Origin of the sequence: Sphingopyxis sp., assembly GCF_035998905.1 — a bacterium.
Taxonomy (GTDB): Bacteria; Pseudomonadota; Alphaproteobacteria; order Sphingomonadales; family Sphingomonadaceae; genus Sphingopyxis.
The window spans coordinates 1-17,560 of record NZ_DASYHG010000023.1; the positions used below are offsets into that span (position 1 = coordinate 1).

Consider the following 17,560-nt stretch of genomic DNA (forward strand, 5'->3'; position numbering starts at 1 on the left):
ACCACTGTCTCCACGATCAACATCCCGTTCTCGCCAACTGATCAAAACCAGTCGGCCGACTAAATCCCCGGGATGAAGGGGTCCTTTTTGCACGCCGATCACCCCACGAAGGGGGTGCCTATTGCACGCTGATCCTCAACCTCGCGCTCGCGAGCTTCCCGCTTGAGCGTGCGAAGGCGATTGTTCTGGAAAATCAGATGCGGGAGCACATCCTCCTCGCACACGACCTCCTCGACCAACAAGCCGCAGATTTCCCCTTGAGTTGCCGCTGTGTAGATCGCGAGCAGAAGGACCCAATAGGCCGCGTCCTGATGGATAAACTGACCGCTTTTCAGGCGCCGCTTCGGGCCGCCATTTCCGACATATATCGGAGATGCCAGCATTTCCTCGAGATGCGCCAGTTGCCAAGGCGACTTGGCTTTTGACTTCTGGCCGACCGTCACCTTCCGGGAAAATTTGAGCGGACTGATTTGACCTTCCCGCCAATACCCTTCGGTCACCATCCGATGACCAAACCGGGCAAGATAGGCCAGATCCTTGTTGAACGTGACCGCCTTACGGCTGTTCTGTGTCGTGAGCGGGGGAAATTTCTTCTTCGCCTCCTCATATGGCTCGTGCCAAAATGTCTGCACGCGCACCGTCTTCGGCATGCTCATCATTTCACGGCAAAAATGCGAAAGATGCTGTTGGCCATAGTCCTCGGCGGGCAAGTCGCCGACCATCCAGACAAATTGTTTGACCAGGCGCTTGCCATCTTCGGCCGTGCTGCCCGGGCCTTCTTTCCAAAAGCCTTGGCTGACAATTCCTGCCACGACTTCGTCGATCACCTCGCTCAACAATGGCGCCGACTTTTTGGGCGCTGGAGCGCCATGATCAGTTTCGCGGACCGATTGGACTGGCGGTTGCGATACGGCGGCCTCCTGCGGGTCGGATTTCGGCGTCTCAGAACGCGCCCGTTCAATTTCTTGGCGCGGAGCGTTCAGCAGGAACGCGATTGGCTCAGGCTGGCTCTGCACAAGGGGCGTATTGAATGTCGCGGCCCGAAACTGGGCGTCCGCCCAGGCGGTGAGCATGGTGCGACGATCATCGTCGGCATAGCGCTTGTCGAAGGACAGCCCCAATTGCGCGCACTGCAACGACAAATGCGCGTCTGACAGTGGATTGGTCCCGGCATTATGCCGCACCAGCAATTCGAGCTTGTGCATATGCCGCTCTGACCGTCCCTGCGCGCGCAAGCTTTCGCGCGTTGGATCGTCAAGAACCGCAGCGCCGTTGTGCCGCGCAGCAAGAAGATAATAGTCGCCGAACACGCGCGCCGCTTCTTCGGCTTCCGGATTTGGGCCGTGCAACTGCTCCCGGATTGCCAATCCGAGCTGCACATCGGTTGCCTTGCGAGCGATTTCGGCGAGCATGGATGCGGAGCGCGCTCCGCCGTTTAAAATGATCTCATGATTGATCATGGTCACAACCCTATCGAGGGCTGCGCATGCCGCGGCGGCCCGAAAGCGGGCCTGGGACAATTCTTTGGTCCCAAGCGACAAGGTTATGGGTTGAGGTTTAGCTTTGAAAAAGCATATTTTGCGTCGGAGCGCATAAATCCCGCCGCGCCGACGATAGGTGTAAGGAATGGCTCCCATTTGAAAAAATCATCTCGTGCGACTCGCCTGTGCGATACCCCCGTGGCATGCCTCGGCGAGGGCGCAGAAAGATTTTAGCTTTTACAGACACTTATCTCCAAACTCGGCGGGAATCCTCTCTCCCCGACCAATTTCTTGCATATTGCAAATTTTGCACCGTCTCTTCTTGTAAGTCGGCGCGCAACACCCTAAATTCCTCTTACACCGCCATGGTTTTCCCCCTTTCCATCGCGGTGAGTGCCCAGCCTTCATTGGCGCGGGCGCGTCCTCCCTGGACCCTGGCCACCTCGTACTTCGGTACGGGGTGGTTTTTTTATTCGGCCGCCTGCGGGAATATTTCGTCGGAAGGCCGCGTTCGCCCCGCCTCGGCCACCATTTTGGCGAACCAGCTTGCGAGCCTTGCGATACGCGCCGCATCGGGCAGGCGCTCCGGCGTGAGGTAAAGGCTGCGATCGATCTCGATCTGCACGGCGTGAATCGCATCGCCCGGGCGGCCGTGCGTCCGGACAATATGGCCGCCGGCATAAGGCTGGTTACGCGACACCGACGCGTCCAGGCGCTCGGCCGATGCCATCACCAGGTCGACGAGCCACGCCCCCGCCGTCGCACCGAAATGATCGCCCACGACGATCCGCGCGCCATGCCCCGGCTGTCCGGCCGGAATCGCAGGCATCGAATGCAGGTCGATCAATATCGCATGGCCGAACCGATCGCGCGCCGCCGCCAACTCTTCAGCCAGCGTCGCATGATAGGGCCGGTGAAGCGATTCGAGGCGCCAGTGCAGCGCCGCGGGATCGATCGGCCGCTTCCACAAGGGGCCGCAGTCGGCGAGTCGCGTGGGTATCACTCCCAACCCCGCCCGTTCCTTGCGGCCGGGTGCAGAGAACCGGTCTCGAAGCGACATCGCGACCTCCCCCGGGGCCATCTGGCCTTCGCCGCGGTTGCAATCGGCGACGGCACGCGCCCACAGGGCCTGCACGACCGTTCCCCCCGCTTCGACCGCACCGGCAGCGATCAGGTCGCACCAGCCATCCTCGAGCCGCTCGAGATGCGACCGCTCGACGCGCGCCGCGGCCAGGATTTCGGGCGGATAAATGCGCCCTGCGTGCGGCACCGACACGACGACGGGGCTGCTCGCAGCGGGCCGGTTGACAGCGATGGCGGCAGGCGGGATGCTGCGGAACGGCATGGATGCTGCGTGGCAAAAAAACCGCGATGAATCCAGCGCCGCGCGTCAATTTGTTAAATCTCTGACGCTATGCCGCATACAGCTTAGAGGACGCGGTCAAAGGGAACCGGCGGCGTCGAGGGACCAGGGAATAATATTCAGCATGATTCGTATTTTGCTGGCCGAAGACGACGACGTGATGCGCGAATATCTTGCGCGCGCGCTGACTAGCGCCGGCTATCATGTCACCGCGGTTGATCGCGGTACCGCGGCGGTGCCCTATATCGATTCGGGGACGTTCGACCTGCTGCTGTCGGACATCGTCATGCCCGAAATGGACGGAATCGAGCTTGCCCAGCACACGGCCAAGGCCGCGCCCCAGACGCAGGTCATGTTCATCACCGGCTTTGCCGCGGTGTCGCTGCGCGCCGAGGAAAATGTGCCGCAGGCGAAGCTGCTGTCGAAGCCGTTTCACCTCAAGGATCTGGTGCGCGAGGTCGACAATATGTTCGGCCGCGCCGACCGATCGAGCCAACAATAATCACGACAGCGCGCGCGAGGGCTTGCCAAGCCGCGCAGAGGCCTTTAGGGGGCGCGTCACCCCAAGGGATGGGCGTGTAGCTCAGTGGTAGAGCACTGTGTTGACATCGCAGGGGTCGCAAGTTCAATCCTTGCCACGCCCACCATTAAAAACGCCGCCACCCCAACGGGTTGGCGGCGTTTTTGCTTTCAGCCTCTCATCACGCCATTCCGCGGGCCAGGTCGCCGCGCGACGCATCCCCGACCTGACTGCCGCCGTCGCAGTCGAGGATCGTCCCGGTAATATATCCCGCGGCGGGCGAGCAGAGGAACACCGCCGATTCGGCGACCTCCTCGACCTCGCCCCAGCGCTTCATCGCGATGCGGTCGAAATGCGACTGGCGCGTCGCCGCATCAGGGGCGAGGCGCGCCATGCCTTCGGTTCCGGCGATCGGCCCCGGCGAAATGCCGTTCACCCGAACCTCGGGACCCCATTCGAGGGCGAGGACGCGAATCAGCTGGTTGATCCCCGCCTTCGCGGCGCAGGCGTGCGCCTGCAGCGCCGACGCGTTGACCGCCTGCCCCGCAGTGATCGCGATCAACGACGCGCCGGGGCGATTCAGCAGGTCGTGGCAGCCACGGAAGACATTGAACGTACCGTTGAGGTCGATGTCGACGACGGTGCGAAACGCATTCGCCGACATGCCGAGCGCAGGCACAAGGAAATTACCCGCCGCGCCCGAAATGACGATGTCCATCGGGCCCAGTTCGCCGGCGACGCGCTCCATCACCCCGCGGATCGCCGCATAGTCGCGCACGTCGCCCGACAGGCCCAGTGCGCCCTTGCCGATGTCCGCCGCCGCACGCGCGGCCTTGTCCGGATCGCGACCCGCGACAGCGACTTTTGCGCCGAGCTCGGCAAAGCGCTTGGCAATACCAAGGTTGATGCCGCTGGTACCGCCGGCAACAAACGCCGTCTTCCCGGCCAGCAGGTTGTCGCGGAATGTGCTCATATATCTCTCCCTTGATTTATCCCTGAAGGCCGATGGCACCGATGCGGGGTTGACGGATCGAAACCAGTCGCCTTTTGAAACTGGAACAGACAGCAAGGACGAACCGATGGCAAGTGCCGGCCCCACTTCGAACAGCTTCATCTCGCAGCGACTGAAGCTTCATTATGTCGATTGGGGAAACCGCGGCGCACCGCCGTTGCTGCTCGTCCACGGCGGGCGCGACCATTGCCGCAACTGGGACTGGGTCGCGGAGAAGCTGCAGGACCGTTATCACATCATCGCTCCCGACCTGCGTGGTCATGGCGACAGCGCTTGGTCGCCCGACGGCAATTACGCCATGGACACTTTTGTCTATGACCTTGCGCAACTGATCCACCAGCTCGACCTCGGCCCGCTGTCGATCGTCGCGCATTCGATGGGCGGCAATATCGCACTGCGCTACACCGGCCTCTATCCCGAAAATGTCAGCAAGCTGGTCGCGATCGAAGGCCTCGGCCCGTCGCCCAAGATGCTCGCCGAACGCGCGAAGACGGGATACGCCGAACGCTTCCGCAAATGGATCGACGACAAAAGGCAGGCAGCGGGACGCACCCCGCGCCGCTATGCGACGCTCGACGACGCGCTCGCACGCATGATGGGCGAGAACAGCTATCTGACCGAAGCGCAGGCGCGCCACCTGACGATCCACGGGATCAGCCGCAACGAGGACGGGTCGTGGAGCTGGAAGTTCGACAATTACCTCAACATCTGGCCGGCGTTCGACATGCCGCAGGACGATATAGCCGCGCTGTGGAGCGCGATCGCCTGCCCCACCCTGCTCCTCTATGGCGCCAACAGCTGGGCTTCGAACCCTGAACAGGACGGCCGCCTCCGGCATTTCAACAACGCAAAGGTGATCGAGTTCGAGAATGCGGGCCACTGGCTGCACCACGACCAGTTCGACCGGTTCATGTCCACGCTAGACGAATTCCTCTAAACGGGCGGCCGGTTGCGCGCGACGGCGCGCGATAAGAGGCAGCGCGATGGCCTATACGGGGCAGATTTCGGGGCGACAAAAGGCCGTGTCGGGTGGCGGCGCGCTTGTAGCGGCTGTCTCGGTCGGGCTGGCCCTCGCCAGCGGCCTCGACCTCGACGTCGTCCGCAAGGCGAGCGACGCAATCAGTGCGATCGCCATCCCGGCACCGAAGCCCCCGCGCGCGGAGGTCGTGCCGGCGAACGCCCCCAGCGAAAAGGCAAGCGGCAAAGCCTCGGCGGCGAACACACATGCCAAGGCCGCGGCCATCGCCGCGCCTCCGCCGAAACTGCCCGCGATTACCCCGCCAGTAGCCGCAGCTCCGCGCCCTGATACCGGGACCGACGCGTCGGCCGGCGCCGCCCCGAACCCGGGCGCCGGATCGGGCGCGGGCGGGCGCGGTGACGGTACGGGCGCCGGCGGCATGGGGAGCGGGACCGGCGGCGGTTCGAAAGCGGTGTGGCGCAGCGGTGCGATCCGCGACCGCGACTATCCCCGCGAAGCGAGCCGCGCAAAGGCCGGCGGCGAAGTCGAGGTCCGCTTCACCATTGAGACAAGCGGCCGCGTCAGTGGATGCCGCATCACCCGATCGAGCGGCGATGCCTCGCTCGACCGGACGACATGCGACCTGATCGAGGAGCGCTTCCGCTTCAAGCCCGCGACTAACGCCGCAGGCGATCCTGTCACCAGTCAATATGGCTGGCGACAAACATGGTGGCTCGAGCGGCGACATTAGGCCGCTCTCCGATGGTATCAATTGCGACAATATCGCGAACGATTCGCATTAGAGTTGACTTTGCAAGCGACTCTCAATAGCGGCGCCCCCGAACCGATCACAAAATAAGGGGGTTTACCGTGAAGCCATCGACATCTGCCTCGTTCCTCGCACTCTCCTGCGTGGGCAGCCTGATCAGCGCGCCGGCCTTCGCCGCCGAAGCCGACGCCGCTCAGGACGCGCCCGGCAGCCGCACCGACATCGTCGTCAGCGGTACGCTTGCCACCGAGGTGGAGTCGCCGAAATCGACCGCGCCCATCGTCGACACGCCGCAGACGATCACCGTCGTCTCGCAGGAACAGCTTCGCCAGCAGAACCTGCTGACGCTGCGCGATGCGCTTGCGACCATCCCCGGGATCACCTTCGGCGCCGGCGAAGGCGGCGGCGGTTATGGCGACTCGATCAATCTTCGCGGCTATTCGGCGAACAACGACCTGACGGTCGACGGCGTCCGCGATAGCGCGCAATACAGCCGCACCGACCCCTTCAACCTGCAGCAGATCGAGGTCTACAACGGCGCGAATTCGGTCTTCAACGGATCGGGCAGCGTCGGTGGGACGATCAACCTCGTCAGCAAGATCCCCTTCGCGCGGAACGCGACGACGGTCCAGGCCGCGGTCGGCACCGACAATTATTACCGCGCGGCGGTCGACAGCAACTGGCGCGTCAGCGACCTCATCGCCGTCCGCCTGAACGCGATGTATCATGAAAATGACGTCCCGGGCCGCGACGTCGAATCGTTCAAGCGCTGGGGCGTCGCGCCGTCGATCACGATCGGGGTCGACAGCGACACCAGCCTGACGCTCGCCTATATCCATCAGGACGATGACAATACGCCGATTTATGGCGTGCCCTATTTCCTGGGCGGCGCCAACAACGGCCCGCTTCCCGGTGTCGACGACAGCGACTATTTCGGTATCGTCAACCTCGACGAACAGAAGACCAAGGTCGATCGCCTGACGGCGACCTTCCGCCATGCCTTCAGCGACAGCGTCTCGATCCGCAACCTCACCCGCTGGCAGCGTGTCCATCAGTATAGCCAGACGAGCGCCCCGCAGGGTGTCTTCTGCCTTGCCAACGGGCTGCAGCCGATCGGCGCGAACGCGACGTCGACCGTCGGCATTCCCTGCCCCGCGGGCCAGAATACGCCGGGCACCTATTATCCTTCCGGCCCGCGCGGTCTTGTTCGCGATCAGGTCAACGACCTGTTGCACAACCAGACCGACCTGACGATCCTCAGCGGCGCTAAGGGCGGCCTGTTGAATACGCTGGTCATCGGCGCATCGTACAGCCAGGAAGATTATTCGATCGAGAATGCGCAGCTGCTGCGCAATCCGGGCGGCGCGACGCCCAATCCCGTGCTGCCGCCGATCAGCCTGTCGAACCCGAACACCGTCTGGACCGGCCCGGTCAATTACATCCGCACCGGCAACAGCTATGGCGACACGCGAAACTGGGCGATTTATGCGTTCGACACGCTCGAAATCTCGCCGATGTTCGAGGTCAATGGGGGCGTCCGCTATGAAAATGCGCGCACCGTCTTCCGTGCGGACACCGTGACCACCCCCGCGACGGGCGCGGTCTATACCCGCGGCGCCGATCAGGTCAGCGACGAGAATCTCTTCTCGTACCGCGTCGGCGCGGTGTTCCACCCGGTCGAGAACGTCAGCCTCTACGCTGCCTATGGCAACGCGAAGACGCCGACCTCGGCGAGCGTCCGTGCGGGCTGCGGCCTGCCGGCGAGCCCGACGGCAGCCGATCCCTGCGCGACCGCTCCGGAAAAGGCGCGCAACATCGAATTCGGCGCGAAGGCCGAGCTGCTGGACAAGAAGCTGCTCTTGACTGCGGCGGTGTTCCGGAACGAGCGCACCAACTATCGCGTGCCCTCGAACGACCCGGCGCAGCCCGCGTCGCTCCAGATCCTCGACGGCCGCTCGCGTGTCGACGGGGTCGCGATCGGCGCAAGCGGCAACGTCACGCCCGAATGGGCGGTGTTCGCCAACTACACCTACCTCGACGGCAAGGTGAAGCAGAGCGTTTCGGACTTCTGCCTTGCCAACCCGGGCAGCACCGGTTGCGGCAACAGCGTGGCCATTCCCGATCCGCAGCGCGGCGACCGCCTGTTCCAGACGCCCAAACATTCGGGCAGCCTGTTCACGACCTATGTCTTCCCGTTCGGGCTGCAGGTCGGATATGGCCTGACCTATCAGGGCAAGTTCACGACGCACCAGCGCAATCTGGCACAGCGTACGCCGCTCTCGGTCGACGATTATCTGATCCACCGTGCCTTTGTGTCGTACGACTTCAAGAACGGCCTCGTCGCACAGGTCAACGTCCAGAACGTCACGAACGAAGATTATTACACGGGCGTCCGCAACAATGTGAATGCGACGACGGGCGCCGTCACGGGCGGCTGGGCAACCCCCGGCGATGCGCGCTCGGCCGTGTTCAGCCTCTTCTACAATTTCTGATCCCGGCGGGCGGGCGCAGCGATTGCTGTGCCCGCCCTTTTGGGCCTAGAAGCGGGACCATGATCCGTATCATTCCCGACGTGCTCGACGCTGACGGCGTCGCCCGGCTCCGCGCCATCCTCGACGCCGCCGACTGGATCGACGGCAACGAGACATCGGGCCCGCAAGCCGCACTCGCCAAACGCAACCAGCAACTCCCCGAATTCGGCGAGGCGGCCGGCGAAGCGGGGCGCTTCGTGCTCGACGCACTCGGTCGCAGCCCGCTGTTCATCGCCGCCGCGCTGCCGCTCAAAATCTACCCGCCCTATTTCAACCGCTATTCGGGCGGCGAGAATTTCGGCGATCATATCGACAACGCGATCCGCCTGCGTCGCGGCAGTGATTTCCGGATGCGGAGCGACCTGTCTGCGACGCTCTTCCTCGCCGATCCGGACAGCTACGAAGGCGGCGGGCTGGTCGTCGAAGGTTTCACCGAAGCCCCCGGCCTCAAGCTGCCGGCGGGACACATGGTCCTTTATCCGTCGACGACGGTGCACCGCGTCGAGCCGGTGACGTCGGGTGCGCGTGTCGCGAGCTTCATGTGGATCCAGTCGATGATCCGCGATCAGGGGCAACGGAACCTGCTGTTCGACCTCGACATGGGTGTACAGGGCGCCGCCGCGGCACTCGGCCAGGGCGATGCCACCGTGGTTCGCCTGACAGGCGTCTATCATAATTTGCTGCGCCGCTGGGCCGACAGCTAGTCCAGCATGGCGCGCCACGCGCGCGAGACATGTTCGCGGTCGCCCGCGACGACACACGCAGCAAGGCCCTGCGCATCGGCGACCGCGATCGCCGCATCGGGTCCCAGCACGGTTAGCGCGGTCGCCCAGCCGTCCGCCATCATGCAGTCGCGGTGCAGCACCGTCACCGACGCAACGCCGTTGACGATCGGACGCCCGGTCGCCGGGTCGAAGCTGTGCGAATAATGCGTTCCGCCGGCACTGAAACCGCGGCGATAATTGCCCGATGTTGCGACCGACAGATCGTGGAGCGCGATGCGCCATGGCGGGATCGAGGAGGTTGGCGGCATTTCGACATCGACCCACCAGGGCTGCCCGTCGGGGCGAATCCCCTCGCCGCGCAATTCGCCGCCGACTTCGAGCAGGAAATGGCGGATGCCGTTCGCGAGCAGCCGTTCGGCGGCAAGGTCGACACCATAGCCCTTGGCGATCCCCGACAGATCGAGCGCGGCCCCTTCGCTGCGGCGGATTCGCCGCGTCGCGGGGTCGAAATCGATCGTGCGATCGAGTGCCCCAGCGTGTTCGGGAACAGCCTCGATCGGCCCTGCGCTGCCAAATCCCCATGCCTCGGTCAGATGGCCGAGGCCGAGATCGAACGCCCCGTCGCTGGCGCGAGCGATCTGGAGCGCCGCCTCGACGACATGCGCGAATTCAACGGGGATCTCGTGCCACGCCTCCGCCGCGCTGCGGTTGAAGCGCGACAGGTCGGACTGGGCTTCCCACTGGCTCATTTGCGCCACGACAAGGTCGAGCGCCGCCTGCACGCCTTCGGCCGCGCCGGGATGTGGTGAAACCGCATGCAGCGACCAATCGGTCCCCATGCTGGTGCCGGAGAAGAGTCGAACCGTTGCCCCCGCGTCGCGTGCCGCAAAGGCTGCGGGCGTCAGCGCGCGGGGGATCAGGATACGGTCGGTCAGGGCGCCAGCACTTCCAGCGTGGTGACATAGCTTGCACGGCGCTGCGGCGTCGCGGGTTCGGGTGCGCCCTCTGCGCGCTCGGCCTGCGGCGTCGTGACGTTCAGCCAATAGAGGCCGGGCTCGCCCCAGTTGATCTCGACCTTGCCGTCGGCACCGGTCTTGAGATCGACCTGGCCGAGCTGGTCGCGATAGCGGATACCGCCGGGGATCAGCGTCACCGGAAGGTCCGCAGCCGGCTTGCCGTCGAGCAGGAACTGGAAGGTCGCGGCCTCGCCGGCGATCAGGTCGTTCGGATGCGTTACCGGCACCAGTTCGATGCCCTTGCCCGTCGGCTTGAACAACGTCGTCGTCGGTTCGCCGACAGTCACGAAAATCTCGTTGCGATTGTTCGATTCGGCGGTCTTCACATTCGTCGCGCCGGCGGGGATGCGTTCGGCAAGATTGGCGGTGGTCGTTCCGCGCGGCAAACGCTCGGTCTTGCCGTTCAGGTCATAGCTGCCCATCACGCCGTCGGACACCGACGCGATCCGCCAGGTCCCTTTCTGCGTCAGATGCACGTCGAAGGTGCTGCGATAACGCCCCGTCGCCTTGTTCTCGATCGCGGCTTCGGTGCCATCGGGCGCCCACGCCTTCATCGCGTCGAGGCGCAGCGGCTGGTGCTCGAAATAGAAAAGGTCGTTCGACACCGCAGCGTCGACGGTGACCCAGACGTCGTCGCCCGACAGGACGGTCGACGACGGCATCATCCACTGGCGGTGCGCGGAGGCCGGAACGGCGACCAGTGCCGCAAGCGCGGCGGTCGCGGCGAAACCCCAAATTCGCTTTTTCATAATCCTGTCCTTTTCCCAGTTCAGCGGAAGGCGACCGAAACGGCCCCCAGTTCAGTCGTTCCAGCGGCGCGCCCGCCCGCCCCGGCCTTCGCGGGCCAGGTGAACGGGATGCGCAGAAGTTCGCGGCCGCCTACCTCGCGCGCCGCCTCGATCACCAGCGTGTACGCGCCGGGCGCCGTCGCGCCGAGCTGCGCGCGCGAGAAGGAGACCTTGTGCGCCCCCGGCGCGCGCGTCGCGCCGGTGATGCCATTGGCGGGGAAGGTCATCGAGCGGCCCGCGGCACGCCACCACTGGCGGACGTCGCGAAGCCACTTGGTGCCTTCGTTGGCTTTCATGTCATAATCGTACCAGACCGCGACGGTCTTTGCCTTCGCCCCGGCCTTCTCGACCCAGATCGCGACATAGGGCTTGTGATATTCGGCGACCTTCAGCCGCGGGATATTGATCGTCACATCCATCGTGCCCGGATCGGCCGCGAACGCCGGCGCAGCGAATACCGCGCCGAGGCCGATCGTGCCGCCAAGGATGCGCGCGGAGGTGGAAAGCTGCATGACTGGTCTCCCTAGTGAATGAAGATGACGGCGATGGCGGCAGGGATCGCGAGACCCAGCCCGACGAGCGGCCAGGTGCTCTTGCGCTTCGCCGAATGGAGCTGGAGCAGGAACAGGCCGGTGATCGCGAAGACGAGGCAAGCGAAGGAGAAGATGTCGATGAACAGGCTCCACTCGCCGCCCGAATTGCGCCCTTTGTGGAGGTCGTTGAGGTAGGATATCCAGCCGCGGCTGGTCACCTCGCTCGACGCTGCGCCGGTCGCGAGGTCGATCGCGACCCACGCGTCGCCGCCGGGTCGCGGCGCGGGCAGATAGACTTCGTCCGCGGACCATTCGGCCTCGGCCCTTGCCTTGACCGGGAAGCTGTCCTCGACCCACGCGGCAACGTCAGCAGGAAGCGGCGCCTTTTCGGCGTCGGGAATCGCCGCTTTCAATCGCGTGAGCAGTGCGGGCGGCATCTGCGCCGACCCCTGCGTGACGACCGGCGATCCTTCGATATCGGCGGCGTGATTAAGCGTGAAGCCCGTGATCGCGAACAGCAGCAGCCCGATCAGGCTGACGGCCGAGCTCATCCAGTGCCACATGTGCAGCTGTTTCAGCCAAAAGGCTTTCCGGCTCTTCTTGGCCGCCGGTCGCGAGGATGTGGGTGCGTGCATCAAAAGATTCTGTTTGGGAATGATGCGCGGGCATTATCGAGAACGATTCGCAATTACAATAATTATTCCCACTTTTCGGCTGGATAAAGCGCAGGCTGCCGCCCGCAGACGAAGCACTGCTTCGATCGGTTTTCGATGATGAGGAAAAGGTGGCGGAGACGGAGGGATTCGAACCCTCGGTACCGGATTTACCAGTACGACGGTTTAGCAAACCGTTGGTTTCAGCCACTCACCCACGTCTCCGCATGGTCTGCCGCGCTAACGGCAGTTTGGCCTAGGCGGGTCGCTATAGCCATGCACTTCGCGCCCCGCAACGGCAAAGATTGACCTATTTTGACGTCTCGACAGGCATTTCGTCGCCCGGATGATTCGGTCTGGCTTAAATTCGACTCAAGTCATCGCCCGTTCATTGCCCGCCGCCGAAAGCGAGTCATGATTAACGCCGGTTTCGCCTACGCGGCGCCATTCGATTTTTGGGGGTCCAATATGCGGAAGACATTCACCAGCCTGGCATTTGCGGCTATCGCGTCGCTCGGCCTCGCGCTTTCACCCCTGCCGGCGGCGGCGCAGATGCGCGAGGTCGATCCCAATACGGCCATCGATTCGGATATCGACAACCCCGCCCCGCCCCCGGTGAGCACGACCACAAGCGAACCCTCGTACGACAGCGATCTCGCCACCGGCGACCAGCAGACGAGTGCGGTTCCCGCTGACGGCACTACGGCCACCGGCGATGTCTCGGCGACCACCGTGGCCGCAGCGCCCGGATCGACCTACAAGAAGGACGACCTGATCGGCGCCGCCGAAGGCGTGTTCGGCAAGGGCGCGCAAGGCCTCGCCGGGATGATCGAGGATATCCTGAAAAAGCAGGGCGAACCCAACGCCTATATCGTTGGGCGCGAGGCTGGCGGCGCGCTGGTGGTCGGCGTGCGCTATGGCTCGGGTACGCTCCATCACAAGATCGAAGGCGAACTGCCCGCTTACTGGACCGGTCCCTCGGTCGGCTTCGACGCGGGCGCCAACGCCGGCAACACCTTTGTCCTCGTCTACAATCTCTTCGACAGCGAGGATCTCTACAAGCGCTACCCCGCCGGCGAAGGCGCCGCCTATCTGATCGGCGGCTTCAACGCGAGCTATCTGCGCCGCGGCGACGTGGTGCTCATCCCGATCCGCGTCGGCGTCGGCGCACGGCTTGGCGCGAACGTCGGCTATATGAAGTTCCGCAAGAAGCAGAACTGGGTCCCCTTCTAAGACGCAGTCCGTTTGCCACGGGGGCGATAGCCCGCGCTTCGGCGCGGGCTTTTTCTTTGCGCTGGTGATATTGCGCGAGCGAAGTCCATTGGGAGATCGACGACGTGACATCGCAGCCCGCTGACGGTCCGCATTATTCGCCCTTCACGATCGGCGGCGGCCTGATTTTCGTGTCGGGTCAACTGCCGTTGCGGCCGGGCCGCGACACGTCGCTGGCCGATGCGCCCTTCACGGCGCAGGTGGAGCAGGCGCTCCAAAACCTGAAATCGGTCCTCCAGGAAGCGGGTGCCGATCTGTCGCAGGTGATCAAGACGACGGTCTATCTCAGTGACATATCCGACTGGGACGAGCTGGACGCCGCCTATGGCCGGTTTTTCGGGACCACGCGTCCGTCGAGAAGCGTCGTGCCCACCGGCCCGCTCCATTTCGGGTTTCGCGTCGAAATCGAAGCCATCGCCCTCGCTTCGAGGGACATGGCCTAGTCGCCGTCGAAAGCGATCAGCGTTTCGCAAGTGAGACCCGCAGCCTCGAGCCGCTGCGATCCGCCAAGATCGGGCAGGTCGATCACGAACAGCGCGGCCGCAACCTCTGCTCCGACGCTTTGCATCAACGCCGCGGTCGCAAGGATCGTCCCGCCGGTCGCGAGCAGATCGTCGACCAGCACGACGCGGTGACCGGGCAGGACTGCACCTTCGTGGAGTTCGAGCCGGTCGACGCCATATTCGAGTTCATAATCGACGCCGATCGTGACGCCGGGGAGCTTGCCCGCCTTGCGCACGGGAACGACGCCCAGCCCCATCGCGGTGGCCATCGCCGCCCCGAACAGAAAGCCGCGCGCCTCGACCGCCACGATAAAGTCGGGTCGATGGACGGCGGCGAGCGCACTCAGGCGCCGCACGCTTTCGGCGAAACCGGCAGCATCGCCGATCAGCGTGGTGATATCGCGAAACTGGATGCCCGGCTTCGGAAAGTCCGGGATGGTGCGGACGAGCGACGCAAGGTCGAGGTCCGGCTGAGGCGGGAGGGCGATCATGAAGCTCGCCCTCCCCGGCTCATCAATGCTTCTTGTCGGCCCAGATGTTCCGGTACGACAGATAGGTCAGCACGGTGAAGATCAGCAGGAAGAAGAAGACTGCATACCCCACCTGGATGCGCTTGATCAGCTTCGGCTCGGCGGTCCAGACGAGGAACGCCGTGACGTCCTTCGACATCTGGTCGACGGTCGCCTTGGTGCCGTCGGCATAGGTCACCTGATTGGGTGCCAGCGGCGGGGCCATCGCTAGGTTGAGGTTCGCGAAATAGGGGTTGTAGTGCAGCCCCGTGCCCGGCTTGAGTTCGGCCGGCAGGTTCGCGGGCGGGCTCTGGAACCCGGTCAGCAGCGAATAGATATAATCCTTGCCGCCTTCGCGTGCCTTGGTGATCAGCGAAAGATCGGGCGGCAGCGCGTTGTTGTTCGCAGCGCGAGCAGCCGTTTCGTTCGCATAGGGCGACGGGAAATAATCCGACGGCAGGCCGTCGCGCGTCGCCGGCTCACCCGTGTCGGGGTTGATCGACGGAACCTGGAAGCCTTTGGCGAAGGTCTTGATCTGGCCTTCGCTGTAGCCGAGGTCTGCAATGTCGCGGAAGGCGACGAGGTGCAGGCTGTGGCACGCCGAGCAGACTTCCTTGTACACCTGCATCCCGCGCTGCAACTGGGCCTTGTCCCAATGCGGCAGCACGACACCGTCGCTGGCCAGCTTCAGATGCTTGGGATGCTTGTGAAACTCGTGCGCGACATTGGGTTCATTCTTGAGCGGCGTCGTGAAAATCGCGAGCACCAGCGCGGTTATGAAACCGAGACCGACGAGAAAACCGAGCGGACGAACCATGGCTGTATCAGCTCCTATTAAAGTCCGGCGCTCAGGCCGTTGCCGAAACCGACTTCACGTCGGTGGCATGTTTGGCAAGGACCGCTTCGGTGATCGAATTCGGCATCGGAAGCGGGCGTTCGATCCGCGACACGATCGGCAGGATCACCAGGAAGTGGGCGAAATAATAGATGGCACCCAGCTGGCTGAGGATCACCCACGGCTGTTCCGCCGGCTGCATGCCGCACCAGCCGAGAAGCAGGACGTCGGCGACGAGGATCCAGAAGAAGATCCGGTACAGCGGACGATAGTTCGACGACTTGATAGGCGAGCTGTCGAGCCAGGGCAGGAAGAACAGCAGCGCGATCGATGCGAACATCGCGATGACGCCCCACAGCTTCGCGTCGATCCACAGGAAGTTGAAGGTGAAGGCCTTCAGGATCGCGTAGAAGGGCAGGAAGTACCATTCGGGAACGATATGCGCCGGGGTCGAAAGCGAGTTCGCCGGGATATAGTTGTCGGCATGGCCAAGCGTGTTCGGGCTGAAGAAGGTCAGTGCGACGAAGACCAGCAGGAAGACGCCGACGCCGAAGCCGTCCTTCGCGGTGTAATAGGGGTGGAACGGAACGGTGTCCTGTTCGTCCTTCACCTCGATGCCCGTCGGGTTCGACGAACCCGGGATGTGCAGCGCCCAGATGTGCAGGATGATGACACCCAGGATCACGAACGGCAGCAGATAGTGCAGCGAGAAGAAGCGGTTGAGCGTGGCATTGTCGGGGACGAAGCCGCCGAGCAGCCATTCGCGCACCGGTTCACCGACGATCGGTATCGCCGAGAAGAAGCCGGTGATCACCTGCGCACCCCAGAAGCTCATCTGGCCCCACGGAAGCACATAGCCCATGAAGGCGGTCGCCATCATGAGGAGGAAGATCACAACGCCGAGCAGCCAGACCATTTCGCGCGGCGCCTTGTACGAACCGTAATAAAGGCCGCGGAAAATGTGCAGATAGACGACGATGAAGAACATGCTCGCGCCGTTCATATGCGCGTAGCGGATGAACCAGCCGGCGTTGACGTCGCGCATGATATGCTCGACCGAATTGAACGCGACGCTCGCGTTCGCGGCATAGTGCATCGCCAGAACGATGCCGGTGATGATCTGGATCATCAGCGCGGCGCCGGCGAGGACGCCGAAGTTCCAGAAATAGTTGAGGTTGCGCGGGACCGGATAACCGGGGCCCGTAGCATTATAGACGAGGCGCGGAATCGGCAGCTTCTCGTCCATCCACTTCATCAGCGGATGCGTCGGCTCATAGGGTTTGGCCCAGGGAAAGCTCATCTTATCTCGCTCCTCAGCCGATCGTCACGACGGTGTCGCTGTTGAATTCATAGGGCGGCACAACCAGATTCTTGGGTGCCGGGCCCTTACGGATGCGCGCCGCGGTGTCGTAGTGCGAACCGTGGCACGGGCAGAAATAGCCGCCGAAATCGCCCTTGTTCTCGCCTTCCGCAGCACCGAGCGGCACGCAGCCGAGGTGGGTGCAGACGCCGAGCGTGATCAGCCAGTTTTCCTTGCCGGGCTTGGTACGCTGGTCGATCGTTTCGGGATCGCGCAGGTCGCCCATCGGCACAGCCTTGGCTTCGGCGATTTCCTTGGCGACAAGGTTGCGCACGAACACAGGCTGCTTGCGCCAGCTGGTCTTGATGGCCTGGCCGGGCTGGATCGCCGAAATGTCGATTTCGGTGGTCGACAGCGCGAGCACGTCGGCCGACGGGTTCATCTGGTTGAGCAGCGGCAGGACCACCGCCACCGAACCGACACCAGCGAAACTCACTGCCGCAATATTGATGAAATCCCGGCGGCGTACGCCATCTTCGATACCGGCGTTGAGTTCAGATTCACTGGCCATTCGACTGCCCTTGCATGGGTGAACTAACAAAAGTTCTCGAAGATATGGCCGCCCCTGTTGCACGCGCACGAAAGCGCACAACCCGGCGGCCCCTCCGGGAATTGCGGGCCTGATAGCCGCACTGTCCGGGCTTGCCAACAGGCAATTTCTGCTTCTGTTACTGTACGAAGGCGCCGGGCCGAGACCTCTCGATTCCTCCGGCGGCGGCAGCTATGGGCCAT

The 17,560-nt window shown here is 63.6% G+C and carries 18 protein-coding genes and 2 tRNA genes; 8 read left to right on the forward strand and 12 right to left on the reverse strand.

Annotated elements, in window-relative coordinates:
• Window positions 1–98 precede the first annotated feature (98 nt).
• Window positions 99–1,460 (reverse strand): hypothetical protein, encoded by a 1,362-nt coding sequence (locus VGN62_RS12110; RefSeq protein WP_327454155.1) that lies wholly within the window; start codon window positions 1,458–1,460, stop codon window positions 99–101.
• 490 nt (window positions 1,461–1,950) lie between these two features.
• A complete protein-coding gene (locus tag VGN62_RS12115) occupies window positions 1,951–2,826 on the reverse strand; it encodes an N-formylglutamate amidohydrolase (RefSeq protein WP_327454157.1) in 876 nt (291 codons plus the stop codon).
• 142 nt (window positions 2,827–2,968) lie between these two features.
• Here VGN62_RS12115 and cpdR point away from each other — a divergent pair, with 142 nt between their 5' ends.
• Window positions 2,969–3,346, forward strand: a complete 378-nt coding sequence (cpdR, locus tag VGN62_RS12120) for a cell cycle two-component system response regulator CpdR (protein ID WP_062180140.1) — start codon at window positions 2,969–2,971, stop codon at window positions 3,344–3,346.
• 70 nt (window positions 3,347–3,416) lie between these two features.
• Window positions 3,417–3,491: transfer RNA gene (locus VGN62_RS12125), tRNA-Val, on the forward strand.
• A 54-nt stretch (window positions 3,492–3,545) separates the two neighbouring features.
• On the opposite strand, the gene VGN62_RS12130 is transcribed toward VGN62_RS12125, so the two are convergent.
• Window positions 3,546–4,337 (reverse strand): SDR family oxidoreductase, encoded by a 792-nt coding sequence (locus VGN62_RS12130; RefSeq protein ID WP_327454163.1) that lies wholly within the window; start codon window positions 4,335–4,337, stop codon window positions 3,546–3,548.
• Window positions 4,338–4,443: 106 nt separating this feature from the next.
• On the opposite strand from VGN62_RS12130, the gene VGN62_RS12135 reads away from it, so the two are divergent.
• The 4 genes from VGN62_RS12135 (at window position 4,444) to VGN62_RS12150 (ending at window position 9,338) form a co-directional block, all read left to right on the forward strand.
• Complete coding sequence (locus VGN62_RS12135) at window positions 4,444–5,313, forward strand: alpha/beta hydrolase (RefSeq protein WP_327454165.1); 870 nt, start codon at window positions 4,444–4,446, stop codon at window positions 5,311–5,313.
• A gap of 46 nt (window positions 5,314–5,359) precedes the next feature.
• Window positions 5,360–6,085, forward strand: coding sequence for an energy transducer TonB (locus VGN62_RS12140; RefSeq protein WP_327454167.1), 726 nt, complete (start codon window positions 5,360–5,362; stop codon window positions 6,083–6,085).
• Window positions 6,086–6,204: 119 nt separating this feature from the next.
• Window positions 6,205–8,595: a TonB-dependent receptor gene (locus VGN62_RS12145; protein ID WP_327454169.1), complete on the forward strand. Its 2,391-nt coding sequence runs from the start codon at window positions 6,205–6,207 to the stop codon at window positions 8,593–8,595.
• A gap of 59 nt (window positions 8,596–8,654) precedes the next feature.
• The gene (locus VGN62_RS12150; protein ID WP_327454171.1) at window positions 8,655–9,338 is read left to right on the forward strand and encodes a Fe2+-dependent dioxygenase; all 684 of its coding nucleotides are present in this window, start codon (window positions 8,655–8,657) and stop codon (window positions 9,336–9,338) included.
• Here the strand turns inward: VGN62_RS12150 and VGN62_RS12155 are convergent.
• The 5 genes from VGN62_RS12155 to VGN62_RS12175 all read right to left on the reverse strand — a co-directional run bounded on the left by VGN62_RS12155 (window position 9,335) and on the right by VGN62_RS12175 (window position 12,574).
• Entirely contained in the window at window positions 9,335–10,198 is an 864-nt protein-coding gene (locus VGN62_RS12155) for an FAD:protein FMN transferase (RefSeq protein WP_327454173.1), read from the reverse strand. The two genes, VGN62_RS12150 and VGN62_RS12155, sit on opposite strands and share 4 nt — an antisense overlap.
• Window positions 10,199–10,290: 92 nt before the next feature.
• On the reverse strand, window positions 10,291–11,124 hold the full coding sequence (locus tag VGN62_RS12160; protein WP_327454175.1) for a DUF4198 domain-containing protein: 834 nt from the start codon (window positions 11,122–11,124) through the stop codon (window positions 10,291–10,293).
• A 20-nt stretch (window positions 11,125–11,144) separates the two neighbouring features.
• The gene (locus VGN62_RS12165) at window positions 11,145–11,675 is read right to left on the reverse strand and encodes a DUF2271 domain-containing protein (RefSeq protein WP_327454177.1); all 531 of its coding nucleotides are present in this window, start codon (window positions 11,673–11,675) and stop codon (window positions 11,145–11,147) included.
• Between the two features lie 11 nt (window positions 11,676–11,686).
• Window positions 11,687–12,331, reverse strand: a complete 645-nt coding sequence (locus VGN62_RS12170) for a PepSY-associated TM helix domain-containing protein (protein WP_327454179.1) — start codon at window positions 12,329–12,331, stop codon at window positions 11,687–11,689.
• Between the two features lie 150 nt (window positions 12,332–12,481).
• Window positions 12,482–12,574 (reverse strand) — tRNA-Ser (locus VGN62_RS12175).
• A gap of 243 nt (window positions 12,575–12,817) precedes the next feature.
• Between VGN62_RS12175 and VGN62_RS12180 the strand changes: the two genes are divergently transcribed.
• Window positions 12,818–13,582 (forward strand): DUF1134 domain-containing protein, encoded by a 765-nt coding sequence (locus VGN62_RS12180; RefSeq protein WP_327454181.1) that lies wholly within the window; start codon window positions 12,818–12,820, stop codon window positions 13,580–13,582.
• Window positions 13,583–13,686: 104 nt separating this feature from the next.
• Window positions 13,687–14,064 carry a RidA family protein gene (locus VGN62_RS12185; protein ID WP_327454183.1) on the forward strand — a complete coding sequence of 126 codons (378 nt, stop codon included), beginning with the start codon at window positions 13,687–13,689 and terminating at the stop codon, window positions 14,062–14,064.
• Here the strand turns inward: VGN62_RS12185 and VGN62_RS12190 are convergent.
• From VGN62_RS12190 to petA, 4 genes are read right to left on the reverse strand one after another with little or no spacing between them, the layout of a single operon-like run.
• On the reverse strand, window positions 14,061–14,615 hold the full coding sequence (locus VGN62_RS12190; protein WP_327454185.1) for an adenine phosphoribosyltransferase: 555 nt from the start codon (window positions 14,613–14,615) through the stop codon (window positions 14,061–14,063). The two genes, VGN62_RS12185 and VGN62_RS12190, sit on opposite strands and share 4 nt — an antisense overlap.
• 22 nt (window positions 14,616–14,637) lie before the next feature.
• On the reverse strand, window positions 14,638–15,450 hold the full coding sequence (locus tag VGN62_RS12195; RefSeq protein WP_327454187.1) for a cytochrome c1: 813 nt from the start codon (window positions 15,448–15,450) through the stop codon (window positions 14,638–14,640).
• Window positions 15,451–15,481: 31 nt separating this feature from the next.
• Window positions 15,482–16,768, reverse strand: a complete 1,287-nt coding sequence (locus VGN62_RS12200) for a cytochrome b/b6 (RefSeq protein ID WP_327454189.1) — start codon at window positions 16,766–16,768, stop codon at window positions 15,482–15,484.
• 13 nt (window positions 16,769–16,781) lie between these two features.
• On the reverse strand, window positions 16,782–17,339 hold the full coding sequence (gene petA, locus VGN62_RS12205; protein WP_327454191.1) for a ubiquinol-cytochrome c reductase iron-sulfur subunit: 558 nt from the start codon (window positions 17,337–17,339) through the stop codon (window positions 16,782–16,784).
• Window positions 17,340–17,560: the final 221 nt, after the last annotated feature.